This window comes from Chryseobacterium gotjawalense, assembly GCF_030012525.1.
In the GTDB taxonomy this organism is placed as follows: Bacteria; Bacteroidota; Bacteroidia; order Flavobacteriales; family Weeksellaceae; genus Kaistella; species Kaistella gotjawalense.
In genome coordinates this window covers 1925075-1948700 of sequence record NZ_CP124855.1, presented here as the reverse complement: position 1 = coordinate 1948700, position 23626 = coordinate 1925075, and the positions used below count along the sequence as shown (strand labels likewise).

The 23626-nt window shown below is 36.6% G+C and carries 21 protein-coding genes; 7 read left to right on the top strand and 14 right to left on the bottom strand.

Annotated features, from left to right (window positions below):
• Positions 1 to 63: 63 nt before the first annotated feature.
• Positions 64 to 1725 carry an ABC transporter ATP-binding protein gene (locus tag QGN23_RS08830; RefSeq protein WP_282903961.1) on the bottom strand — a complete coding sequence of 554 codons (1662 nt, stop codon included), beginning with the start codon at positions 1723 to 1725 and terminating at the stop codon, positions 64 to 66.
• A gap of 200 nt (positions 1726 to 1925) precedes the next feature.
• Between QGN23_RS08830 and nusB the strand changes: the two genes are divergently transcribed.
• From nusB to yajC, 3 genes are read left to right on the top strand one after another with little or no spacing between them, the layout of a single operon-like run.
• Entirely contained in the window at positions 1926 to 2831 is a 906-nt protein-coding gene (gene nusB / locus QGN23_RS08825) for a transcription antitermination factor NusB (protein ID WP_133439010.1), read from the top strand.
• A gap of 1 nt (position 2832) precedes the next feature.
• A complete protein-coding gene (locus QGN23_RS08820; protein WP_282903960.1) occupies positions 2833 to 3312 on the top strand; it encodes a DUF1573 domain-containing protein in 480 nt (159 codons plus the stop codon).
• Positions 3313 to 3325: 13 nt separating this feature from the next.
• Positions 3326 to 3652, top strand: coding sequence for a preprotein translocase subunit YajC (gene yajC / locus QGN23_RS08815; RefSeq protein ID WP_133439008.1), 327 nt, complete (start codon positions 3326 to 3328; stop codon positions 3650 to 3652).
• Positions 3653 to 3799: 147 nt separating this feature from the next.
• Here the strand turns inward: yajC and QGN23_RS08810 are convergent, their stop codons facing one another.
• The 4 genes from QGN23_RS08810 to QGN23_RS08795 all read right to left on the bottom strand — a co-directional run bounded on the left by QGN23_RS08810 (position 3800) and on the right by QGN23_RS08795 (position 9827).
• On the bottom strand, positions 3800 to 5488 hold the full coding sequence (locus QGN23_RS08810) for a putative transporter (protein WP_282903959.1): 1689 nt from the start codon (positions 5486 to 5488) through the stop codon (positions 3800 to 3802).
• A 105-nt stretch (positions 5489 to 5593) separates the two neighbouring features.
• Positions 5594 to 6856 (bottom strand): DUF2851 family protein, encoded by a 1263-nt coding sequence (locus QGN23_RS08805; protein ID WP_282903958.1) that lies wholly within the window; start codon positions 6854 to 6856, stop codon positions 5594 to 5596.
• 59 nt (positions 6857 to 6915) lie between these two features.
• Positions 6916 to 8049, bottom strand: a complete 1134-nt coding sequence (gene bshA / locus QGN23_RS08800; RefSeq protein ID WP_282903957.1) for an N-acetyl-alpha-D-glucosaminyl L-malate synthase BshA — start codon at positions 8047 to 8049, stop codon at positions 6916 to 6918.
• 47 nt (positions 8050 to 8096) lie between these two features.
• Positions 8097 to 9827: a glycoside hydrolase family 3 protein gene (locus QGN23_RS08795; RefSeq protein WP_282903956.1), complete on the bottom strand. Its 1731-nt coding sequence runs from the start codon at positions 9825 to 9827 to the stop codon at positions 8097 to 8099.
• A gap of 109 nt (positions 9828 to 9936) precedes the next feature.
• Between QGN23_RS08795 and QGN23_RS08790 the strand changes: the two genes are divergently transcribed.
• Together QGN23_RS08790 and deoD are read left to right on the top strand one after the other, a co-directional pair.
• Positions 9937 to 10455, top strand: coding sequence for a hypothetical protein (locus tag QGN23_RS08790; RefSeq protein WP_282903955.1), 519 nt, complete (start codon positions 9937 to 9939; stop codon positions 10453 to 10455).
• Positions 10456 to 10606: 151 nt separating this feature from the next.
• Positions 10607 to 11314: a purine-nucleoside phosphorylase gene (gene deoD / locus QGN23_RS08785; RefSeq protein WP_282903954.1), complete on the top strand. Its 708-nt coding sequence runs from the start codon at positions 10607 to 10609 to the stop codon at positions 11312 to 11314.
• 4 nt (positions 11315 to 11318) lie between these two features.
• On the opposite strand, the gene ribA is transcribed toward deoD, so the two are convergent.
• The 9 genes from ribA to QGN23_RS08740 all read right to left on the bottom strand — a co-directional run bounded on the left by ribA (position 11319) and on the right by QGN23_RS08740 (position 18702).
• A complete protein-coding gene (gene ribA / locus QGN23_RS08780) occupies positions 11319 to 11921 on the bottom strand; it encodes a GTP cyclohydrolase II (RefSeq protein WP_282903953.1) in 603 nt (200 codons plus the stop codon).
• Positions 11922 to 11932: 11 nt separating this feature from the next.
• Positions 11933 to 12388, bottom strand: a complete 456-nt coding sequence (locus tag QGN23_RS08775) for a hypothetical protein (protein WP_282903952.1) — start codon at positions 12386 to 12388, stop codon at positions 11933 to 11935.
• Positions 12381 to 12995, bottom strand: a complete 615-nt coding sequence (locus QGN23_RS08770) for a DUF4254 domain-containing protein (protein WP_282903951.1) — start codon at positions 12993 to 12995, stop codon at positions 12381 to 12383. The genes QGN23_RS08775 and QGN23_RS08770 overlap by 8 nt, the downstream gene beginning before the upstream one ends.
• Before the next feature lie 10 nt (positions 12996 to 13005).
• On the bottom strand, positions 13006 to 13212 hold the full coding sequence (locus QGN23_RS08765; protein WP_133438998.1) for a Sec-independent protein translocase subunit TatA/TatB: 207 nt from the start codon (positions 13210 to 13212) through the stop codon (positions 13006 to 13008).
• Positions 13213 to 13246: 34 nt separating this feature from the next.
• Entirely contained in the window at positions 13247 to 14830 is a 1584-nt protein-coding gene (locus tag QGN23_RS08760) for a peptidoglycan DD-metalloendopeptidase family protein (RefSeq protein WP_282903950.1), read from the bottom strand.
• The gene (locus QGN23_RS08755; RefSeq protein ID WP_282903949.1) at positions 14827 to 15621 is read right to left on the bottom strand and encodes a DUF4292 domain-containing protein; all 795 of its coding nucleotides are present in this window, start codon (positions 15619 to 15621) and stop codon (positions 14827 to 14829) included. Before QGN23_RS08755 ends, QGN23_RS08760 begins: the two co-directional genes overlap by 4 nt.
• 96 nt (positions 15622 to 15717) lie before the next feature.
• The gene (locus QGN23_RS08750; RefSeq protein ID WP_282903948.1) at positions 15718 to 16746 is read right to left on the bottom strand and encodes a sugar phosphate nucleotidyltransferase; all 1029 of its coding nucleotides are present in this window, start codon (positions 16744 to 16746) and stop codon (positions 15718 to 15720) included.
• A gap of 71 nt (positions 16747 to 16817) precedes the next feature.
• Positions 16818 to 17249, bottom strand: coding sequence for a dUTP diphosphatase (gene dut / locus QGN23_RS08745; protein WP_282903947.1), 432 nt, complete (start codon positions 17247 to 17249; stop codon positions 16818 to 16820).
• Position 17250: 1 nt separating this feature from the next.
• Positions 17251 to 18702 carry a lipopolysaccharide biosynthesis protein gene (locus tag QGN23_RS08740; RefSeq protein WP_282903946.1) on the bottom strand — a complete coding sequence of 484 codons (1452 nt, stop codon included), beginning with the start codon at positions 18700 to 18702 and terminating at the stop codon, positions 17251 to 17253.
• 349 nt (positions 18703 to 19051) lie between these two features.
• On the opposite strand from QGN23_RS08740, the gene QGN23_RS08735 reads away from it, so the two are divergent.
• Complete coding sequence (locus QGN23_RS08735) at positions 19052 to 20386, top strand: dihydroorotase (RefSeq protein ID WP_282903945.1); 1335 nt, start codon at positions 19052 to 19054, stop codon at positions 20384 to 20386.
• Between the two features lie 133 nt (positions 20387 to 20519).
• Positions 20520 to 23447, top strand: coding sequence for a M16 family metallopeptidase (locus tag QGN23_RS08730; RefSeq protein ID WP_282903944.1), 2928 nt, complete (start codon positions 20520 to 20522; stop codon positions 23445 to 23447).
• Positions 23448 to 23626: the final 179 nt, after the last annotated feature.

Genomic DNA, 23626 nt, shown 5'->3' with positions numbered 1-23626 from the left:
ATTGTGGAATTTATTTTTAATTATTTACGAAAAAAAGTGGCTTATCAATAAAGAAACCATCACTTAATTCAGATTTTCATTTTCTATCGGGGTGAGGTTCAGGATTTTATCCGAGCGTTTAGCGCTGCTTTCCCGGTGCGTAATAATGATGGAGGTACAGTTGTGAATTTCATTTTCAATATTTTGAAGGATATTTTCTTCGGTTTCTGTATCCAAAGCCGATAATGAATCATCAAAAATCAAAACAGACGGTTCCTTAATTAACGCTCTTGCAATACAGATCCGCTGTTTCTGTCCGCCGGAAAGCATCACACCGCGTTCGCCAACCATCGTTTTGTACTGATCTTTGAACTCTACGATGTTTTTGTGAACATCTGCTTTTTTTGAGTATTTTTCGACCAACTGATGAGAAGGTTTGTCGATGGCGAATCCAATATTGTTTTCAATGGTGTCTGAAAAAAGAAAACTTTCCTGCGGAATATAGCCGATGAATTTTCGGTAGTTTTCTAAATTGTGGTCTTTTAAATTTTTTCCGTCGATAAGAATTTCTCCTTCTGTAGGATCGATTAACCGACAAAGTAAAAGGGCAATAGTTGATTTGCCACTTCCGGTTTTTCCCATAATTGCTAATGATTTACCGGCTTCAATTTTGAAACTTAAATTTTCCAGGGCTTTAATTCCGGTATTTGGGTAAACGTAAGAAACATTTCGAAATTCGATATCTCCTTTTATCGGATACACTTCATTATTGGTATTAATGATGTCGGTTTTCATATCGAGAAATTCATTGATTCTCGCCATCGATGCTTCTGCCCTTTGATTCACAGATGTTACCCAACCGACCATAGAAAAAGGAAAAATTAAGATATTGATGTACAGAAAGAAATCTGCAATCTTGCCGACCGAGAGTTCATTCGCCATGTATTTCTGCCCGCCGATTAACAGAATGACCACATTTAATAAGCCGATGACAAACAGGATAATGGTAAAGAAATAGGCTTCTGTTTTGGCAAGATCAAGCGATTTATCCTGATAATCTTTTACTTTGGTGCCGTAACTTTTTTCGATGTAACTTTCTTTTGCAAAGAATTTCACCACCCGAATTCCCGAAAAACTGTCCTGTACAAAAGTTGAAATCGCAGACTGGCTCTTCTGCATAATTTTCGATTTTTTATTGATAATCGAACTTACTTTGTAAATGAGAAAAGAAAGAACAGGCAACGGCAGAAGAGACCACAAAGTCATTTCTACATTCGTATTGAGCATATAAACACTCGTAATGATCAACAGGATCAGTAAATTGACGACGTACATTACTCCCGGCCCGAGATACATTCTTACGGCAACAACATCTTCACTCAAGCGGTTCATCAGATCACCGATGGTTGTTCTCTTGAAGTCGGTTAACGATAATTCCTGATAATGATTGTAGATTTTATTTTTCAGTTCATATTCGATTTCTCTGGACGCAACAATGATGGTTTGGCGCATCATAAAAGTGAAAAATCCCGTCAGTAATGAAGAACCTACGATAATCGCAACATAAATTAAAACCTGCTTATTAAAACCTAAACTGTTAGTGTTTGATATTTCATCCACGGATTTTCCTACGAACTGTACTTTAAATATATTGAAAAAATTACTGGCAATAATGAATAGAAAACCATAAAACAACAGGTTTTTATGTTTCCAGAAATAGGGATTAAGGGTTTTCAGTGCGTTCATAAATCATAAGGTTTTTAGCGGTTTGCTTGCCTAGAAACCTCTGCAAAAATAAGAAATTGAAAATTGATATTTTGTCGTAGTTGAGAAAAAACGGATGCTTGGGTATGATCGGAACAGATTATTGTTTGGTATAAATTACATCTTATAAGTCTCAACTTGGAACAATTTTATTATCTTTGCACCCTAAAAAGCTCTTTGAAATGTTAGGAAGAAGACAAATCCGTGAAAAGGTAGTAGAATCGCTGTATTCATATTATCAAAATCCCATTAAATTCGATGTGTTAGAGAAAAACATGTTCTCAGAAATCGATAAAATCTATCATCTTTACATTTACCAACTTAATTTTTTGGTGGCGCTGAAAGATCTGGCAGAACGGCAAATCGAAATCGGTAAGAATAAGTATATTCAAACTGATAAAGAAACCAATCCCAACCAAAAATTCATCAACAATCAGGTTTTAATTAAATTAGAAGAAAATGACGAGCGCCTTTCTTTTACTTCTAAAAATCAGGATTTAAAATGGGATATCTATGATGAATTGCTGGTGAAGACGTTTCAGAGAATGTCGGCCGGTAAAAGATATCAGGATTTTATGAAAGAAGAAGGACATTCTTTCGAAGCTGACCAGAAATTTATCGGGAAATTATTTTTAAGGTATATCGCTGAAAACGATGATTTTCATGACCATCTTGAAGGAAAAGAATTGAGTTGGGCAGATGATTTCCATATCGCCAATTCGATGATGCAGAAAACCATTGGTTTTTTTAAAGAAAATGAACCGAGCCATACTTTAATTAAAATGATTAAAGATGAAGAGGACCGTGAATTCGCCCGTAAACTCTTAAAACAATCCCTGAACCATTGGGAAGAAAATGAGAAAAAACTGGAAGGAAGATTAGATAACTGGGAGCTGGACCGTGTGGCTTTAATGGATAAAATCATTCTGATTGCAGCTATTACGGAACTCGATTATTTCCCATTAACGCCGGGAAGAGTTATTATTAATGAATATATCGAAATTTCTAAAGTGTTTTCAACCGACCGTTCCAACATTTTCATCAATGGGATTTTAGATAAATACACCAAAGATTTAAACAGAAGTTAATATGAAAAATTTTATTAAAATAGCACCACTTGTTGTGGCTTTAGCTTTAGTAAGTTGTAAAAAAGACCAGAGCGCAGATCAACTCGTTATCGAGCAGGGAACTGCTCAGGTGGCTGAACCGAATATCGATTCTCAAGAGGATATGGTGAAAGAAGCACAGTCTAAACCTTTAACCAACATTGCACTTTCTGAAGCGCAGTTTGATTTCGGAAAAATTAAAAAAGGAGAACATAAAGAACACACCTACGAAGTGACCAATACCGGAAAAAATCCCCTGATTATTTCTCAGGTAAAACCGGGTTGCGGATGTACCGTTCCTGATTATACCAAAGAGCCGATTCTTCCGGGACAAAAAGGAAAAATTACTTTGAAATTCGATTCTTCTAATTTCGACGGACTCGTTAACAAACAGGCAGAAATATATGCAAATGTAGAAAAAGCACCGATTGTGATTGGCTTTTCTGCAGATATTCAACCATAATTAAATTAATATAATGATAACAATATTTTTACAGGCCGCAGCACCGGAAGGTTCTATGATGCCGACCATGATCATGATGGGACTGATGTTCGTCGGGTTTTATTTCCTGATGATCCGTCCGCAAATGAAAAAATCGAAGCAGGAAAAAAACTTTCAGTCTGAATTAAAAGTAGGAAGCAGAGTAGTTACTACTTCTGGAATGCACGGTAGAATAGCACAAATTCAGGAAGATGGTGTTATTATCGAAACCCTTTCCGGAAAATTGAAGTTTGAAAAAGCAGCGATTTCAAGAGAATTTACACAACAGCGTTTCCCGGATAACGCTTCGGAAACTAAATAATATTTCGAAAGAACTATTTATAAAGCAATCTCAGTGAGGTTGCTTTTTTTTGTTTTTCGGGCAAAAAAAGTTTACTGAAACAGAGTTCAATAAACTTTTAATATAGTCAAGTCGTCAATGATTAAATGACTACTCAATTTCTTTAATTTAACTAAAGAAAAGAATCAGTAAACTCGCTACAAATATCCTGAAAATCGTTACTAAAGGATAAACCTGAGCGTAAGTTTGAATGGGGATATCGGAATCTAAATAATTCGTGCTGAAGGAAAGTGCCGCCGGATCGGTATAACTTCCGCTCATAATGCCAGCCAATTGAAGAAAGTTGATTTTCATAATAAACCGGCCGATAATGACCATTAAAATCAATGGAATAAAGGTAATTGCACAGCCATACAATAACCAGAGCCAACCATGATACTGAATAAAATTATCATAGAAACCGTCCCCTGCATGAATGCCTACCGCCGCAAAGAAAAGACAGATCCCAAAGTCTTTCATGAAATAAGTAGCGCCGGTATTAATATAAGAATGGATGAACGCAATCCCTCCATAACGAGATATCAAAAGCGCAACAATCAGCGGTCCGGCAGCGAATCCTAATTTAATAGGCACCGGTAAACTTGGTATGACAATCGGAATAGAACCCAAAATGACGCCTAATAATAATCCGCCGAATAAGGATAAAAAATCCGGTTCCAATAATTTCTTTTCAGAGTTTCCGATGATTTTTGCAACTTCTTCGATGCCTTCTTTAGAACCGATAACGCGTAATTTATCTCCGTAAAACAGTTCCAGGGAAGGTCGCGGCAGAATTTCTTTCCCTGCCCGGAAAACCCGTGTAACCTTTAAATCGAACGTGTTGTATAGATCAAGCTCCGAGAGTTTTTTATGAATTATTTTCGGATTGGTAACGAAAATGTTTTTCTTCAGAATCTGTTTATCAGACTCGATGAACAAATCCGACGACGGTCGGCCAACGGTTGCGATGAAATCGTCAAGATCTTTTTCTAAACCTACCAACATCAGCACATCCCGGTCATGCAGTTGAACATCCATGGTCGGAGACTGTACGACAATGGTTCCGCTGTGTTTTAATCGTGAAATAACAATTTCTCTACCGAACTCTTTGATCGTTTGGTGCAGGGTTTTTCCAAAATAATACGGATTGGTAATCCGGACTTTCTTATGAACCAAAGGCAGCTCCCGGTTAATTTTTGATTTCCGGAATTTCTTCATTTCTTCATCCGGATTGATTTTTAATAAAAGTTTAGAGATGATAATGGTCGCTATAATTCCGAAAACTCCCAGCGGATAAGTAATCGCGTAACCAATGGTGGGGTCACCGAATTTCTTATCCGGGAACGAATTTGTAATTTCTTCGATCGTGTTTTTAGCGGCTCCTAATCCGGGCGTGTTGGTTACCGAACCACTCATGATTCCTACTAAATCTTCTATTTTGAGGCCGGTGAGATAAAAGAGACCTACGGTAATAATACCGCCAAGAAGAACACAGGAAACAGCCAGAATATTAAACTTTAAACCTTCATTTTTGAAAGACGAGAAAAAGGAAGGTCCGACCTGTAAACCAATTCCGTAAACAAAAAGGATTAAACCGAAGTCACGGATGAAATCTAAAATCCCGGGCTGAATCCGGTAGCCGAAATGTCCCAAAATTAATCCCGTAAACATCACTGCCGAAACACCGAAAGTAATCTTCCCTAATTTTAATCTTCCAAAAAAAACACCGGTTCCGATGGCGAGCATTATGGCAACAATAGATTGCGTTACCGTTGGGATTTCGCCCGGTAATAAAAGTAATTTTAACCAATCAAACATCTTCTCTATTTTTAGTTTATTAACAAAATTACTGTTAATAATCCGCAATAGGGAATGCCTTGAAATGAAATCTATCAGCATTTGGAAGTTAGCCGAGTAAGTTGGTTAAGCGTTCATTAACCGAATTCCAATACTGCAGCGTAAACATTCTTTTTTCTCGCAAAAGTTTCTGTGATGGAAAAGAAGAGATTGGGTTTCAAGAGCGCTTTTTGGTTTTACTTTTAAAGTTTTCCACTGATTGATAATGGTGTTTTTCTCCGCTGCAATACTTTGGTAAATGGTCAGAATTTCATCAGGAATATTTTCATCGGTGTTTTTATGATAGGTGTATTTTAACGGTAGAACGGCATTAATCAGCACTAATTCAACGAAATCTTTAGTTAAAGTTTTTTTGCCTTTTACAGGCGATATTTTCCCAAAATTAAATCGGTTGTCCCAATATTCACTGGCTTCAACTTTCTGAAAGAGTTGATGAATATCTTCAATGTTTTTGGCGTTGATAAGTTTCGAAAATAGATTTTGGTTTTGATGGTATAAAGAAGCCAATTGCGAAAGCCGGACCGTCGGGAAATTCGGAGGCCGGAGTTTTGAAAATTTCGGATGTATATAGAAATCGGGTAATTGATATTTAACTTTTAAAAATTCAAATTCCCGTTTCCAAATTTTGCATTGTTCATCACTTGGTTTATCGAGCCAGCCACAGATGCCGAAGAAAAGAGCTTCCAGCTGCGTTTGATTTTGCCTTGTTTTACTGAAGATTTTATAGTCGATGCTCTCTGCCAGTTGTTTGAAAATAAGCGCATTTACTTTTAAGCCGAAAGCGTAAGCCAGTTGCTGAAATAATATTGCTTCATAATTATTCTGATGTTGTTTTAATGATTCCTCAATTTCAATGGATTTCGCATCTAATTTTTTCAGTAAAGTTTCTTCATGAAAATGAAGAGGGAAATTTTTAGAATTAAAAATGTTTTCGCACGGAATAAATTGGGTTTCCTGTAACAGCGTTTCATATTTTGCAAGCACATTTTCATCGATATAGCCTTTCAGTTCCAAGGTTGGAATCGTCTTGTTTTTGAATTCTTCTATCTCAACATCATTGATGAAAACGACGTGGGCGATGATGTTTTCAAACTCGGGATTGCCCGAATGTTTGTGGAAAATCCAATCCGATGATTTTACATGGAGCTCTATGTTTCCTGCGATAACTAAACCGTTCGTTTTTATTTTTGCAAAAAGAAAATCCGGTCCCGAGTCGAAATTCCACCTTCCGAAGTCTAAGATCTCGAGATCGTTTCCTTCCACATCTTTAAAGTCAAAACTGTTGAAAATTTTGAAATTCCACAAGTATTGAAGCAGTTTTTCGTTCATGTCAGAAAACTTTAGTTACAAAGTAACAAAGCAAATTCTGAATAAAAAAGGTGAAATAACTATTTTTGAAAACGGTGCATCGTTTCGGCATACATTTTCTCGTAAATCGGCAAGATGTTTTTCAGGTCAAATTTAAGGGCCTGTTCTTTGGCATTTTTTTTCATTTTCGCCAACAAAACCTCGTCACTCAAGAGTTTTATGGTGTAGTTGCTCATCGCTTCTACGTTGCCGATCTCAGCGAGATAACCGGTTTCTCCCTGAATGTTCACTTCGGGGATTCCGCCCGCATTAGAACTGATCACCGGCGTTTCTGCGGCCATTGCTTCCAGCGCGGCCAAACCGAAACTTTCCTGTTCCGACGGAAGTAAAAATACATCTGAAAGTTGCAGAATTTTATATAAATCATTTACTTTTCCGAGCAGGCGAACTTTTCCAATTAAATCCGGATGGTCTTCTAAAAACTCATTCACAATTTCCATGTCCGGACCTTCACCAATGATAATCAGTTTTGATTTTATTTTTGCATTGACATTCTTGAAAATCTGTAAAACGTCCTGCACGCGCTTCACCGGACGAAGATTGGAAACATGAATCAAAATCTTTTCATCTTTCGTTGCAAAATGGTTGCGCTGACAGATATTATCATGTTTAAATTCAGTGTTATCGATAAAATTGGTGATCACCTGAATTTCTTTGGTGATTTTAAATAACTGTAAAGTGTCTTTTTTTAAACTTTCGGAAACGCAGGTTATCGTATCTGACTGATTGATAGAGAATTCTACCGCGTGTTTGTAACTTGGATGTTGTCCTACCAAAGTGATATCCGTTCCGTGAAGGGTCGTAACCAGAGGAACGTCTTTTCCTTCTTCTTTCAACATTTGTTTTGCGGTAAACGCTGCATAAGCATAAGGAATTGCGTAATGCGCATGCAGTAAATCCAGTTTATACAAATTCACCACCCGGTAAATCATGGACGAAAGCGCAATATCATAAGGTTGATATTGAAAAAGCGGATACGTCTGAACATTTACTTTATGAAAAAAAATATTGGGATTGGTAATATCTAATCTTGCCGGCAGCGCTGAACTTATAAAATGTACTTCATAGCCTTTATCAGCGAGCGCCATACCAAGTTCTGTAGCAACGATGCCGCTTCCACCGTAAGTTGGATAACAGAGAATTCCGATTTTCATTTGATTTATTTTTTTTTAAATTGAAATTACTCAATTCTGTTTTTTTATTAATTTTTTAAAGGCAAGTCGATTCTGGAAGAGGAATTGAGTTCTAAACCCATTCCTGCTTTTAAACGATCATTCACCAAAACCGGAAGTTTTCCCCAGATTTTTGTTTGTCCCGAAAATGCTTTTGCAGTGGCGGTCATCGCATCATCATTGTTTTCATAAGAAACCAAAACGGTAGAGATTTTAGAAATATCAACATCTTTTAAAGCATAAGCAGAACCGAAAACATTTAAGATTACATTTTGATTTTTACTTAAATCTGCCAGAATTTTTTTGCTTTCCGCTGATATTGTATAGGGTTTGTAAGCCGACGAGTTGTCTTTATGAAAGCCCACAATTACTTTCGAATTGGCAGGAATTGTAGAAATTTCCGTCGCTTTTTTTACAATGATGGTATTGTTTAAATTTAACTGATCCAGAAAAGTCTGGTAAGGAGCTTCTTCTAAAGGGACATAATAGTACGTTTCTCTGCAATTCAACGGAAGCATTTTTTTATCATCTTTTATTAAAGTCAAAGCGTTGGAATACATTTTCTGAACGATTTCGGAATGCGTGGCATTGTTTAAATCTTCATTAATGTTGGCCGGATTTCTCGGTTCATATTGAGTTAAACCCAGGTAATATTTTGTCAGTAAAATTTTCTTTACACTTTCTTCAACTCTTTGCTGTGGAATTTCTCCTTTATCAATCGCTTGCTGAATCAGTCTTTTTCCGGTGGCAACATCCTGGGAAAATAACATAATATCATTTCCTGCTTCGAAAGCCATTGCATCTAATTCGCCGGCTTTAAATTTGTTGGCAACTGCACCCATATTCAAGGCGTCTGTAATAATTAAACCTTTGTAACCCAGTTGCTCTTTTAAAATTCCGGTTATGATATTTTTAGAAATAGAAGCCGGAACTCCTTTCTTTTTTTCGAAGGCAGGAATGTAAAGATGAGCGACCATAACGCCACCAATTCCTTTATCCATCAACGCTTTGAACGGAGCGAGTTCTATCTCATTTAATCTTTTAAGAGAATGCGAAACTACGGGAAGATCCAGGTGGGAATCCTGGTCGGTATCACCATGTCCGGGGAAATGTTTGATGGCCGCTAAAATAGTGTTGTTTTGTAATCCGTTGGAATAGGCTAAAGCAGAACTGATAACATTTGAAACTTCTGAACCGAAACTTCTGTTTCCGATAATAGGATTATTGGGATTTGTATTCACATCCACAACCGGCGCGAAATCCCAGTTGATGCCCATTCTTTTGCAATCTTCAGCGATTTTGGCAGCCATTTCTGTAATGAGATTTTTGTCCTGAATCGCACCGAGCGTCATTGCCCAAGGGAATTTATGTGCTGCAGCAATTCTTTGATAAACGCCCCATTCTGCATCCATCCCAATCATTAAAGGGATTTTTGTTTTTTGCTGGAATTCATTCACCAAATTAATTTCCCGTGCAGCATCATCCTGCATCAGAATCAGCCCGCCGATTTTATCATTGATGATGATATTTCTTACGTTATTGATATAATCTTCTCCTTTATTGGTGTACAGTGCCACAATAAAAAGCTGTCCCAGTTTTTCGTCTTGCGAGAGCGATTCGTAGGTTTTTTCTACCCACTGATTCGCTTTTTGTATTTCTGCCGGTGAAATGTTTCCTGGTTGATATTGTGCATTTGCAAAATGGTTAAAGCATAAGAATGCTATTATAAAAAAAAAGGCTTTTATCTTGATGTTTTTCATTCTATAAGAAATAATGGAAACAAAAATACAATTTTTAATTTTTAAAACGTATTTTCTAATGGCATACAAATTGACTGACAAAACATATTAATCTTTAAACCCTTTCAAAATGAAAAACTATTTAACCTTAGTGCTGATTGCAATATTTAGCATAGTAGCAGTTAGCTGTGACAACAGAAACGATGATGTACTCGTAAATGACAATGATACTTTTTCAGTCGTATTGGATATCAATAATGTGAATTTTTCGTTTGATGCTCAAAATGGATATTTCATCAGCAGATCATTCACAAAGCCATTGTTTAATACAGATGTTGTTTTGATTTACAGAAAAACCGGAACTGCATCGGATGGTTCTCCGGTTTGGCAATCTATTCCAAGAACAATTTTTTTAAGCAACGGAAATGAATTGGATTATGATTTTGACTTTACTAAAAATGATATAATGATTTATGCCAATGGCAATTATGATATTGCTACAACTCCCCAATATTTGAACGCTCAGACTTTCCGAGTAGTTTTGGTACCAGCTTCTTCGGGAGCAAAAAATGCTAAAGTAGATTATTCTGATTATAACAGTGTGATCAGTTATTTTAAAATTGATGATTCTAAAGTAACGAATCTGTAGATTTTATATCATTAAAATTAACTTGAACCACAGTTTTTGCTGTGGTTTTTTTGTGCTAAAAGTCAGGTTTAGAGTGTTGGTTTGGATTCCTGTAATCGGTGATTTTTTAGTAACTTTATCACTTCAATAATTAATCAAAAACAAATACATAATGAGTGTTCACATTGCAGCTAAAAAAGGAGAAATTGCTAAAACGGTTTTACAGCCAGGTGATCCTTTAAGAGCAAAATACATCGCCGATAATTTCTTAACGGATGTGAAATTGGTAAGTAAAACCAGAAATGTTTTTTATTTCACAGGACTTTACAAAGGGAAAGAAGTTTCTGTAGGAGCCAGTGGTATGGGAATCCCAAGCATCGGGATTTATTCCTATGAGCTGTTTACCGAATTTGACGTCGATACGATTATCCGAATAGGAACCTGTGGAGCATACACTACCGATCTGAAAGTTTATGATCTGTTAAATGTTGAACATGCGGCGAGTGAATCTACTTATGCAAAGTTTGCCTGGGAAATCGAAGAAGATTTATTGTCTCACCAAGGCAGCACTTTCGGATTAATCAATGATTCTGCGAAAGCATTATCTTTAAATTTAAAAGCAACAAATATTCACACCAGTGATATTTTCTACAGAAAAAATCCGGCGCTTCCAGAGATTGCCTCAAAATATAACTGTACGGCAGTTGAAATGGAGGCCTTTGCACTTTTCGCTAATGCACAATATTTGGGTAAAAATGCGGCAACAATTCTAACGGTTTCAGATGTGATTCCTACGGGAGATCAGATTTCTGCCGATCAGCGGGAAACAGCGTTGACACCAATGATTGAGTTGGCTTTAGAAACAGCCATTAAAATGTAAATAATTAATAGGCGGTATTTTCATCATCCAGAAGATGACCGAAATAATCTTTTTTAGTTTTTAAATAAGCTTCACTTTCCTTTGTAGAGTCCATCTGCAAAGGAATTCTTTTATTCAGACGAATGCTGCTGTCCGTTACAAATTTTAATTTTTGCGGATTATTCGTTAAAAGATTAATTTCCTTAACATTTAGAATTTTTAGAATTTCTATCGCAACACCAAAATTTCTGTCATCAGCCGGAAGACCAAGTTCTAAGTTGGCTTCTACCGTATCGAAACCCTTCTCCTGTAAAGCATAAGCTTTCAGCTTATTGATGATACCTATGTTTCTTCCTTCCTGTCTTAAATAGATGATAATGCCACCGTTTTTGTGCATGAAGCTCATTGCGGCATCTAATTGTTGGCCACACTCGCATTTCTTGGAATGAAATACTTCGCCGGTGATACATTCGGAATGGAAACGTACATTAATAGGCTGTGTAAAATCAGTGTTTTTGGCAATAATTGCCATATGAGGCATCCAATCTTGGTCAGATTCAGAAAATGCAATCATACGGAATTCCCCGTACTCTGTCGGAACGTTTGATTCTGCTTGAATTTTTAACATGGATTTTGTTGCTATTTTGAGGGCGTAGATGTGGAATCTTTTGAAATGTTGCTTTCCAGAAAGGTCATATTGGTTTTAATTCTTACCAGGTACCGGTTGAGAACCTGATCGTCGTCTTTATTCAAATATTTCCTGAGAATCTGAAGGTTTTTGTAAGATTTTTCGAAATTGCGCTGCGCTCTATTTCGTCCGTTGATATTATAGGCATCTATAGCACCGATATAATCTTTTAGATAATATTTGAGTTTCGCTACTTCAGCGTTTACGGTATCATTTCTAAACTTTGGAAATGATGCGATCAGATTGGTAATTTCAGCTGAATAAACGATGAGATTTTTTCTGTCACCATAAGAGTACATTTCCTCCGGAACACTCACTGCACCAATTGGGGAAAGATTGATCTTCTCCGCAGAACAGGATAAAGCGAGCATTAATAATACAATGTAGCCAAAGTTCAGTTTACGCATTTTTTACATTTTGATAAAGGATCGGATTAAGACTTTCATCATTGTACATTTTCATTTGTTTATACACTTTCATCTTAATATTGCCGTTCTCTATATCAAAAAGCAATTGGTCAATTGCTTCAGAAAGATCTTTTTGCTGTTCCAGTAAAGTATTTAATTTTACGGAACAATTTTTTCTGTGCTCATCACTTGCAGACTCACGTTGAGCTTCAAGTCTCATATGATAGACTTTTAATGCTAAAATTGACAGGCGATCCACTGCCCAGGCAGGAGTCTCCGAATTAATTTTAGCGTCAACATTTGGTGAAATATTCCTGTACTTCTCCAGAAACCAACTGTCGATATACTCCACCAAATCAGTTCTTTTCTGGTTGGAGGAGTCTATTGTTCTCTTTAATTTTAAAGCTTCAGTTGGATCGATGTTTTCATCACGAATTATGTCTTCCAAATGCCATTGAACGGTATCAATCCAGTTCTTTGCATACAAAAGGTGTTCCAAACTATCTTTTGAATAGGGATTATTTACCGGAGTATCTACATTATCAGTAATATGATAGTCAATTATCGATTGATTGAAGACCTTCCAGGCAGTTTCTGTAAAATTCATTAAGTCTAATTTAAGGGGTCGTAGAGCTGGAATTGCTTTTTGGCTCTTCAGTTTTTTTAGAGTCTTCTTCTTTCACCGCATCTTTAAATTCTTTGATACCAGAACCTAATCCTCTCATCATTTCCGGGATTTTTTTACCACCGAAAAAAACCAAAATAATGATTCCGACGATTAATAAATGTTGCCAGGAAAGTGCCAATATTGTAAGTGTATTCATTTTTTAAAATTTTGTACAAAGTTATATTATTTTTTTAATTCACCCAACCTAAGGGATCAACCGGACTGCTGCCATTCCATATCTGGAAATCTAAGGTATAACTGCCGTCGAAATCTTCGCCGATTACCCCGATAGATGTTCCTGCAGAGACTTGCTGGTTTGCCGAAGCCATTGTGCTGGAGAGGTTTGCATAGATGGTAAAGTAATCACCATGTTTGACAATGACGGTTTTGGATCCGTCTGCAGACGCCACCACACGGGAAACGGTTCCGGGAGCTACACATTTTGCAACTGTTCCTTTTGATACAGCAATCTTGATACCGTTGTTTTCTTCTACAATATTTTTAAAAACGGGGTGAGGCTGTCTTCCGAAACGGTGGGTGATAGTGCCATAGGCGGGCATTCCCATTTTTCCGCGGTTCGCGGCAAAGTTATTTCCTACGGCTGTTGTAACCCCATAATTAGTCATTACTTTTGTTTCTGCCGCTTTCTTTTCATCATCGTTTTTCTTCACCATAGTCGCTTCTGCTGCTCTGGCAGTAGATGCTCTGTCGGCAGCGGCTTTTGCGTTTGCTGCAGCTTCGGCAGCGTCTTTTGCTGCGGCCAATCTTCTTGCTTCTGCTTTTTCCGCATCCGCTGCTTTTTTAGAATCCTCTGTTTTTTTTGCATCAGCCAAAGCGGCTAGTTTTGCTTTTTCTGCTTCGTCTGCTGCTTTTCTTTCAGAGATTTCTTTCAGTTTTCTTGCTTCTTCATCTGCTTTCTTTTTTTCCAAAGCCAAGGCTTCCATTCGTGCTTTGTTCTCCGCTTCGATTTTTGCCTTTTCTTTTTCAGCAGCGATTTTTGCTACCCGTATTTTTTCAGCTTCTGCCTTTCTGTTTTCCTCTTCTTTTGCTTTTGCAATTCTTATCTCATCGGCAATAATTGATCGGATCTGACCTTCCAGCTGTTTAGATTCGGCCTGCTTTTGTTTCAGTTCAGCGGTAAGCTGAACTTCGTTTTTCTTAAATTCTTCTAAGAGCGACTGTTTTGTTTTTTTCTCAGCTTCAATGGTCAACAAATCTTTTTGCTGATTGGTAAGAATCATTTCTTTGTCCTTTACAGATTTCTGTTTTAAGGTGATGTTCTCCTGAAGAACCTTAGCTGCAGTGGAAATTTCTGCCGCTTTTTTATCCTGATAATCTGAGTAATCTTTTAAATATTGAATTCTTCTGAGCGCTTCGCCTAAATTTTTAGAGGATAAAATAAAAGTTACTTTATTTTGTGCCCCTTTATTTTTATAGGCTTTAACGAGAACTTCTGCATAGTTTTTTCTCAATACCGCAAGTTCCCGATTTTGGCGGTTAATTTCTAATTGGCGAAGGTAAATTTCATCCTCAATCAATCGTTTTTCCTTTTGGGTGTTGGTATATACTTTTTCGCGAAGTCCAATTTTCTTTTCGACTTCGTTTAAGTAAACAACGGAAAGTTTTGATTGTTGTTGGGTTTTTGCCAAGTTGGCATTGATGGACGAAATTTGTTTTTTAAGTTCCGCATTTTGCTTTTGAAGTTGTTCTTTTTTCTGCCCAGAAAAAAAAGCGAACAGAAAAATTCCTATTAAAAAGCTTATTCTTTTGATCATTTAATCTCAGTTTTCGTATAATTATTGGGAACGGAATAAGGTGCTTCCATTTTCAAACTCTCAAATTTCGTATTTTCCAGTAAGATCTGGCTGTTTTTTGACCCTTTTATTATTATTTTAACATTTTTTGGAAGTTTCATGTTTTCAAAATTCTCCCAGTTAGAATAGGAAACTTCGAGTTGATCCGGTGCGTCTATTTTTTGCAAAGAAACATTCTCCAAGTCCATTTCGTTATTATAAGTCAATGCAGCCGAATATTGCGAAATCTTCCCATTGGTCTGGAAGCTTAGATTTTTCTCAGAAGTCAAAAGGTAACCTTGTGCGTTTTTGGTAAGTTTAAAGTCTTTGTCGGTAACGGGAATAAAAGTTTTACCTAACAGTAGATTCTGTAAAGCACCATAATCGATGAAATTAACATTCAACAGTGAATTTAAGTAAGAAAAATCGGATTCAATATAGGTCTTGTTCCATTTTTCATATCCTTTGATTCCTTGAGGAGTTGCAATTGCTCTTCCTACATTTAAAAATATTGCAACCATATTGATCCAAACTTTTTGATCTTTTTCAATATAAATGGTCGCGTCTAATGGAGGAATAAATTTACCTGTTTCTGCGATAATCCGGGAGTTGATTTTCAATTGCTGAAAATCTGTCTTTTCATTAATTTTGCTGAAAAAATTAGCGCTTGAAGCAACCGGCGCAGTGGTGCTGATTGGATTTTCAACAGCCATTTTTGTTTTACAGGAAATCAGCGTGATCATGAATGCAGATGCAAGGATGTATTTTTTCATTTGAATTTTATTTAAACTTTCGGGAAAGTTTACAATATTAACGCCAAACCACACAAATTGTTTCGTGTGGCTGATGGCGAATCAGTTTGATATGGTTTAAAGATTTTTATGGTTCGAAAGAAAATCCAGAACAGAAAAGTCTCCCAAAGAGATCTCGCGGGCAACACCATAGTATTCTGCCGAATTTCCGATCATAGAATTGCTTAGATTTCCGTGGTCGATCATGGTGTTTTCCTGAATCAGAGAATTGTCAATATTCGAGTTGATAATCTTCGTGTTGTTTCCTATAGAAACCCTCGGTCCAATTTTGGAGTTGGAGATTTCTACATTTTCACCGATGAAACACGGTGGGATAATCATACAGTTGTCAATTTTTGCAGAAGCAGGAAATTGCGAAACATTTTCTCTTTCGTATTCCAAAACTTTTCCATTGGTATCCACGGTTGCATTTTTATTTCCGCAATCCATCCAGTCATCAACTTTGCCTAATGAAAACTTTGCTCCTTTTTGGCGAAGATTTTCTAAAGCGGTTGTCAGTTGATATTCACCGCCCTGTTTAATATCATTATCCATGATATAATTAATTTCGCTCATAAGTTTTTCAGCAGAATTGAAATAATAAATTCCAATAATGGCCAGATCCGAAACATATGTTGTCGGTTTTTCTACGAAATCAGTAATGAACCCGTAATCGTCTAATTTTACGACGCCAAATGCAGAAGGATCTTCTACTTTTTTCACCCAAATTACACCATCTGAATTTTTATCTAATTTGAAATCTGCTTTAAACAAAGTGTCCGCAAAAGCAACGACTACATTGCCCTGCATTGACTGTTCCGCACATTTAATTGCGTGCGCCGTTCCCAGTGGTTCATCTTGCGTGTAAACGGTTCCTTTTGCTCCTAGACTTTCTGCAATCTGAATTAAAGATGCTTCAACTTCTGCTCCGAAATCTCCAATGATAAAAGCGATTTCGTCGATTTTTTCGCCGGCTACTTTTGTAATATCTTCAACCAAACGTTGAACAATGGGCTTGCCTGCAATTGGGATTAATGGTTTCGGAACGGTTAAAGTATGTGGTCTTAATCTGGAACCACGACCAGCCATAGGAACGATAATTTTCATAGTTTGTATGTTTTTTTTGTCTGATTTTTTATGATTGAAATCAATTTATAGAAAGAGACTTTTTTAATTATTTATAATTGGGTACTTCCGAATCCTCCAGCTCCACGATCGGTTTCACTGATTTCAGCAACTTCCTGCCATTCTGCGGTTTCATATTTGGCAATTACCATTTGAGCAATCCGGTCACCATTATTTATTTTGAAATCTTCGGTTGACAAATTTACTAAAATAACCCCAATTTCTCCGCGGTAATCCGCGTCGATGGTTCCGGGCGCATTCAATACCGTAATTCCATTTTTTATAGATAATCCACTTCTCGGTCTGATCTGTGCTTCAAAACCTTCGCTGAGTTCCAGAAACAGTCCGGTGGGAATTAACTTTCTTTCTAACGATTTTAAAGTGATGCCTTCTTCCAAATTAGCGTACAGATCCATTCCCGCAGAAAGTGCTGTCTGGTATTTTGGTAAAGGATGTTGTGATTTATTGATGATTTTTATTTTCATATTAAGCTTTTCTTATTTTTTTTAAAGTTTCTTTTTCCACATAAAAAACAATGGCTAAAAATACTAATAATAATGAATTTCCTATGAGTAAATTGCCGCCGAGTACATAATAAGAGAGAAGAGAGAAGAAAATGCTTAAACTCAAATATCCCATTATTTTTTTCATGTGATAAGGAATCGGATAAAAATATTGACCAAGGAAATACGAGACCGTCATCATCGAGAAATAGCTTAAAAAAGTTCCCCATGTTGAAGCCCAATATCCGTAAGACGGGATAAAATACACATTCACCGCAACTGTTACGGCGGCTCCTAAAACCGAAATATAAGCACCAAAAATTGTCTTGTCAGAAAGTTTATACCAAACTGACATGTTCAGATAAATCCCCAGAAAAACAGCGGCAATCAAAACAATTGGCACAATTGATATTCCTGCATTATAAGCAGGATTTGCGAGATATAATTTCGCAAGCCAATCTAAATTAACGCACAAAGCCAGCAGAATAATGCAGTTTACAATAACGAACATATCCATCAGTTTCGCATAAGCTTGTCCTGAGTTTTCATTTTTAGCATGGGAAAAAAAGAAAGGTTCAATTCCCAAAAGATACGCTTGCCGGAACAAGGTAAGGAAAGTTACGATTTTACAAACTGCTCCGTAAATTGCCATTTGTTCGGTGTTGGTTCCGTCCGGTAAAAGGTATTTCAAAAACTGGCGATCCATCGTTTCATTAATCACTCCCGCTAAACCGGCAATCGTAATTGGCCAGGAATATGCCATCATTTTTTTCCAAAGATTCCAACTGAAAGAAGCAATTCGAACCGCTTTAATTTCCTGAAAAAGAAGAAGAAAAGTAACCGCACTCGCAACCAAATTTGCTACGAAAACATAACCAATTCCAAAGTTTTTATTATAACTGAAGCCCAAAATTCCATTCTCGCCAAGTTTTGGTAAAATCACGATGAAGAATAAAACCAATAAAAAATTGATAATTCCATTGATAATTTTAATTAAAGCGAATTTTTTCGGCCTTCCTGTTTTTCTTAAAATGACAAATGGCATCGTAGAAAGTCCATCTAAACCAAGCACAAAAAGCATCATGGTTAAAAGATTGATCTGATCTGGTGTTTTGAAGGCGATTGCTAAATCCTGCCGGAAAATATAACAGAAAATCATAAATAAAAATGAGGCTCCGACGACACTTAACGTAGAAGTAGAAATTAATTTCTGCGTATCGTCCTCTTTTTCGGCAAACCTGAAAAACGTAGTTTCCATACCGTGAGAAAGCAAAACAATGATGATTCCGGCCACCGAATAAAAATCGATAAACGGCGCCAATGACTGCGGACCAAATGCGTGAGTGACAAAAGGACTGATGATGAATGGGAATAATCTGATAATAACAGTACTAAGACCATAAATCGCAGTTTGTCCCAATAATTTTTTATACAAAATTTATGAATTTCTGCAAATATAATTAAATAGATTTGAGCTGAAAACATTTCAAATTTCGGATTGCCTTAAATGCATTAAGTTTTTTTGCCACGAATACACGAATCTATATTACTTTGTTTAAATGGATTACCGATTTTTAATTTAAAGAATAAAGAATAAAGAATAAAGAATAAAGAATAAAATAAAAGATATTCGTGAATTCGTGGCTTTGATTCTTTCCATAATTTTAATTTATTTGAAATGAAGAGGAAGCATTTATTAATCGTTTTTAAATATTAAATTTGTGAAGCTGATTTCCGAAAACGAATCTTAATTTCCCCAACCACTAAATCTCCCTTCCTGCAAAATGAAAATTTTAATTAAAAACGCCAAAATCGTCAATGAAAATCAAATTTTTGAAAGTGACATTCTCATCGAAAATGATTTGATTTCTAAAATCGGAAAAAATATTTCTGAAGAAAACGTGGATCAAATCATTGAAGCTTCTGGAAAATATCTTCTCCCGGGAATTATTGATGATCAGGTGCATTTTCGCGAACCGGGTTTAACCTGGAAAGGCGATATCGAAAGCGAATCCAGAGCCGCAATTACGGGCGGAATTACGAGTTTTATGGAGCAGCCGAATACCGTTCCAAATGCGGTAACTCAAGAGTTATTAGAAGATAAATATAAAATTGCCGCTGAAAAATCATTTGCCAATTATTCATTTTTAATGGGCGGAACGAATGATAATTTGGAAGAAGTTCTGAAAACCAATCCGCGAAATGTGGCGGGAATAAAATTATTCCTCGGTTCATCCACCGGAAATATGTTGGTTGATAATCCTGAAACTTTAGAAAAGATATTCAGCAGTACGAAAATGCTGATCGCCGTTCATTGCGAAGATGAAGCGACCATCAGAAAAAATACCGAAATCTTTAAAGAAAAATATGGCGAAGATATTCCTGTAACTGCCCATCATTTAATCCGAAGCGAAGAAGCGTGTTTTATTTCTTCCTCAAAAGCGGTTGAGCTGGCAAAAAAAACCGGAGCGAGACTGCATATTTTCCATGTTTCTACGGCAAAAGAAACCGAACTATTTAGAAATGATATTCCTTTAAAAGAGAAAAAAATAACGGCTGAAGTTTGTGTTCATCATCTCACTTTTACTAATGAAGATTACGAAACCAAAGGAAATTTCATCAAATGGAATCCTGCGGTAAAAACTCAAAAAGATAAAGACGGTTTGTGGGAAGCGCTTCTGGATGATAGAATTGATGTGATTGCGACCGATCACGCGCCGCATACTTTAGAGGAAAAATCGCAAAAATATTTAAAAGCACCTTCCGGCGGACCTTTGGTACAGCACGCTTTAAATCTCATGCTCGAAAACTTTAAAAACGATAAAATTTCTTTAGAAAAAATCGTCGAAAAGATGTGTCATAATCCGGCCATTCTTTTCCAGATTGAAAAGCGGGGATTTATTAAAGAAGGATATAAAGCTGATTTGGTTTTGGTTGATTTGAACCAAAGTTACACGGTTTCCAAAGAAAACATTTTATACAAATGCGGATGGAGTCCTTTTGAAGGAACCACTTTTCATTCCAGAATCACGCACACTTTTGTCAATGGATTTCTGGCTTTCGAAAACGGAAAAGTTTCTGGAGAAAAGCATGGCGAAAGATTGCTTTTTGAAAGGTAATTCTTTTCAATCCGAAAAAAGTTGAGCCTGAGGTTTGTTAAATATAGTCACTCCGAAAAACTTTTTACTATAATTTTACACATTCTTGAAACAATTTGGAAATAATTTCGTCTAATCTCATAAAATATAATCTATGTTTAAAAAATTCACTTTAGTTCTTGCTGCTTTGCTGATTTCCATGCAGATTTTTGCACAGAATCAGTTTCAGTGGAAAGAAGCATCAGGAAACGGATACACGTATAAATACGTGACCAATGATCCCATGAATGCCAGATTTTACACCTTGAAAAATGGCTTGACAGTTGTTTTAAGTCCAACAAAAAAAGATCCGCGAATTCAGGCGTACGTTGCCGTGAAAGCCGGAAGTAAAACCGATCCGCGAACCAATACCGGTTTAGCGCATTATCTGGAACACATGCTTTTCAAAGGAACTGACAAATACGGTTCTCTGGACTGGGCAAAAGAAAAACCGCAGTTGGATAAAATTGATGCGCTGTATGAGCAATATAACAAAACCAAAGATGCGGATCAAAGAAAAGCAATCTATAAGAAAATCGATTCCGTTTCCGGTGTTGCGAGTAAATTTGCGATCGCGAATGAATACGATAAAATGATGACTTCCATGGGAGCGCAGGGAACAAACGCGTTTACGAGTTTCGAACAAACCGTATATACCGATGACGTTCCGAGCAGTTCTCTGGATAAATATCTGGCGGTTCAGGGCGAGAGATTCCGAAATCCTGTTTTAAGAATTTTCCATACCGAATTGGAAGCGGTTTATGAAGAGAAAAACAGAAGTTTAGACAGCGATGGCAGTAAAGTTTTCGAAACTCTTTTTTCTGAATTATTCAAAAATCACAATTACGGACAGCAAACCACGATTGGGACTGTAGAAGATTTGAAAAACCCTTCATTGGTAGAAATCAGGAAATATTTCAACAATTATTATGTACCCAATAATATGGGTGTGATTTTATCCGGAGATTTTAATCCAGATGAAGTAATTGCGAAAGTGGATAAAGCTTTTTCAAATATGAAATTTAAGGAAGTTCCAAAATACACTTTCATTCCGGAAACGCCGATTGCGAAACCAATCGTCAAAGAAATTACCGGTCCGGATGCCGAAAATTTAACCATTGGTTTCAGATTGCCGGGAAATAAAGACAAAGATGTTTTGATCGCCGATTTGGTTGGGCAAATTTTAACCAACGGAAAAGCAGGTTTATTGGATCTTAACTTGGTGAAAAAACAGAAACTGTTGCGCGCTTCAGCTTCTACATTTACATTGATCGATTACGGAATTCTATATCTGAATGCGGCACCAACCAACGGACAAAGTCTGGAAGAAGTGAAAACTCTGGTTTTGGGTGAAATCGATAATCTGAAAAAAGGAAACTTCGATGACAGTTTGATAACTTCCATTATTAATAATATTAAAAAGGGTAAAATCTACGAATCAGAAAAATATGGCGACCGTGCTAGTGCTTTGATGGATGCGTTTACTTCTGAACTGAACTGGAGAGATCAGGTTGCTTATGTGAATGATTTATCTAAGATTACGAAAGCAGATATCGTAGGTTTTGCGAACAAATATTTAGGTGAAAATTATGTCGCCATTTTGAAAAGAAAAGGCGAGTCTACTCAGACCGTTAAGATCGAAAAACCACAGATTACACCGGTGGAAACCAATGCGGATTTGCAGTCTGATTTTGTGAAAAAGGTTGCAAATATGCCGAATTCTCCGTCAGCGCCTGTGTTTTTAGATTATAACAAAGATATTCAGAAAGCAAAAGTAGGAAAAGCTGAAATATTGTATGTTCCCAATAAAGACAATCAGATTTTCCGTTTGAAATACCGCTATAAACTGGGTTCTCTAAACGATTTGAAACAGCCGCTGGCCTCGCAGTATCTTCAGTTTTTGGGCACCGATAAAATGTCTGCCGAAGAAATTTCTAAAGCATTTTACAAGATCGCGTGTAGTTTCGATGTTTCGACAGGCGAAGAATATACCACGGTTTCTATTGAAGGTTTACAGGAAAATTTCGATCAGGCAGTGAAATTATATGAAGATTTAATTCAAAATGTAAAAGCCGACGATGCTGCATTAAAAGGATTAAAAGAAAGAATCGCAAAATCGAGAAAAGATGTGAAAGCCAATAAAGGTGCTATTCTTCAGGGTTTAACGAGTTATGCTATTTACGGGAAAGACAATAAATTTAATAATGTTCTTTCCGATTCCGACTTGGCTTCTGTAACTTCTGCGGAGTTGGTCAACAGAATTAAAAATCTGAATAACTATGAGCAAACCGTGATTTATTATGGACCGGTTTCCATTAAAGATTTAGAAAACAAACTGAAAACCGCACATCAGATTCCTGCAAAGTTTGCAGTAGCTTCTCCTGCAAAAGTTTTCAATCAAACAGCACAAACCAAAAACCAGGTTCTCTTTACCGATTACGAAATGGTTCAGGCAGAAACACGATGGATCAGAAATACCGAAAATTTTGACTCTAATAAAAATACCATTATCAAAGTCTTTAACAATTACTTTGGCGGTGGAATGGGCTCCATTGTTTTCCAGACGATTAGAGAGAGCAAGGCATTGGCCTACAGTACTTACGGTGTTTATGTGCAGCCACAGAAAAAAGATCAGGAATATTATATGATGAGTTATGTCGGAAGCCAGGCTGATAAATTTAATGATGCGACCACGGCGATGAACGAACTTTTAACCACAATGCCTAATTTGCCTGTCAATTTAGATTTGGCAAGAATTCAGGTTAGAAAAGATATTCAGACCGAAAGAATTACCGAAGACAAAATCATCTTCAATTATCTTGCGGCACAACAGTTAGGTTTGACCGAAGATCCTAGAAAAAAAATCTACGATTCTGTAGATAAAATCAATATGCAGGATTTGAAGAATTTCCATCAGACCCATTTTTCAGGGAAACCTTACACCTACGCCATCGTAGCGTCAGAGAAAAAAGTTCCTTTAAAAGATATGGAGAAACTGGGCGAAGTAAAGAAAATTTCTCTCGAAGACCTTTTTGGATATTAAACGAACTAAATAATTGATAAACTTAAAAACTGCTTCAAAATTGGAGCAGTTTTTTTTTATTTTTTTTGGGCGCCTTTTTCCGTCCTAAGTTTATCCTGAGCCTGTCGAAGGATTCCCGCTTTTTTACAGGATTTTTCCTTGCTGATGCCAACGCCAAAATCCTGTAAAAAGAGCTCCAC

Bases quoted from the DNA above. Each gene is read 5' to 3' on its own strand.
- QGN23_RS08830 (WP_282903961.1), bottom strand. From the start codon at position 1,725: ATGAACGCACTGAAAACCCTTAATCCCTATTTCTGGAAACATAAAAAC.
- nusB (WP_133439010.1), top strand. From the start codon at position 1,926: ATGTTAGGAAGAAGACAAATCCGTGAAAAGGTAGTAGAATCGCTGTAT.
- QGN23_RS08820 (WP_282903960.1), top strand. From the start codon at position 2,833: ATGAAAAATTTTATTAAAATAGCACCACTTGTTGTGGCTTTAGCTTTA.
- yajC (WP_133439008.1), top strand. From the start codon at position 3,326: ATGATAACAATATTTTTACAGGCCGCAGCACCGGAAGGTTCTATGATG.
- QGN23_RS08810 (WP_282903959.1), bottom strand. From the start codon at position 5,488: ATGTTTGATTGGTTAAAATTACTTTTATTACCGGGCGAAATCCCAACG.
- QGN23_RS08805 (WP_282903958.1), bottom strand. From the start codon at position 6,856: ATGAACGAAAAACTGCTTCAATACTTGTGGAATTTCAAAATTTTCAAC.
- bshA (WP_282903957.1), bottom strand. From the start codon at position 8,049: ATGAAAATCGGAATTCTCTGTTATCCAACTTACGGTGGAAGCGGCATC.
- QGN23_RS08795 (WP_282903956.1), bottom strand. From the start codon at position 9,827: ATGAAAAACATCAAGATAAAAGCCTTTTTTTTTATAATAGCATTCTTA.
- QGN23_RS08790 (WP_282903955.1), top strand. From the start codon at position 9,937: ATGAAAAACTATTTAACCTTAGTGCTGATTGCAATATTTAGCATAGTA.
- deoD (WP_282903954.1), top strand. From the start codon at position 10,607: ATGAGTGTTCACATTGCAGCTAAAAAAGGAGAAATTGCTAAAACGGTT.
- ribA (WP_282903953.1), bottom strand. From the start codon at position 11,921: ATGTTAAAAATTCAAGCAGAATCAAACGTTCCGACAGAGTACGGGGAA.
- QGN23_RS08775 (WP_282903952.1), bottom strand. From the start codon at position 12,388: ATGCGTAAACTGAACTTTGGCTACATTGTATTATTAATGCTCGCTTTA.
- QGN23_RS08770 (WP_282903951.1), bottom strand. From the start codon at position 12,995: ATGAATTTTACAGAAACTGCCTGGAAGGTCTTCAATCAATCGATAATT.
- QGN23_RS08765 (WP_133438998.1), bottom strand. From the start codon at position 13,212: ATGAATACACTTACAATATTGGCACTTTCCTGGCAACATTTATTAATC.
- QGN23_RS08760 (WP_282903950.1), bottom strand. From the start codon at position 14,830: ATGATCAAAAGAATAAGCTTTTTAATAGGAATTTTTCTGTTCGCTTTT.
- QGN23_RS08755 (WP_282903949.1), bottom strand. From the start codon at position 15,621: ATGAAAAAATACATCCTTGCATCTGCATTCATGATCACGCTGATTTCC.
- QGN23_RS08750 (WP_282903948.1), bottom strand. From the start codon at position 16,746: ATGAAAATTATCGTTCCTATGGCTGGTCGTGGTTCCAGATTAAGACCA.
- dut (WP_282903947.1), bottom strand. From the start codon at position 17,249: ATGAAAATAAAAATCATCAATAAATCACAACATCCTTTACCAAAATAC.
- QGN23_RS08735 (WP_282903945.1), top strand. From the start codon at position 19,052: ATGAAAATTTTAATTAAAAACGCCAAAATCGTCAATGAAAATCAAATT.
- QGN23_RS08730 (WP_282903944.1), top strand. From the start codon at position 20,520: ATGTTTAAAAAATTCACTTTAGTTCTTGCTGCTTTGCTGATTTCCATG.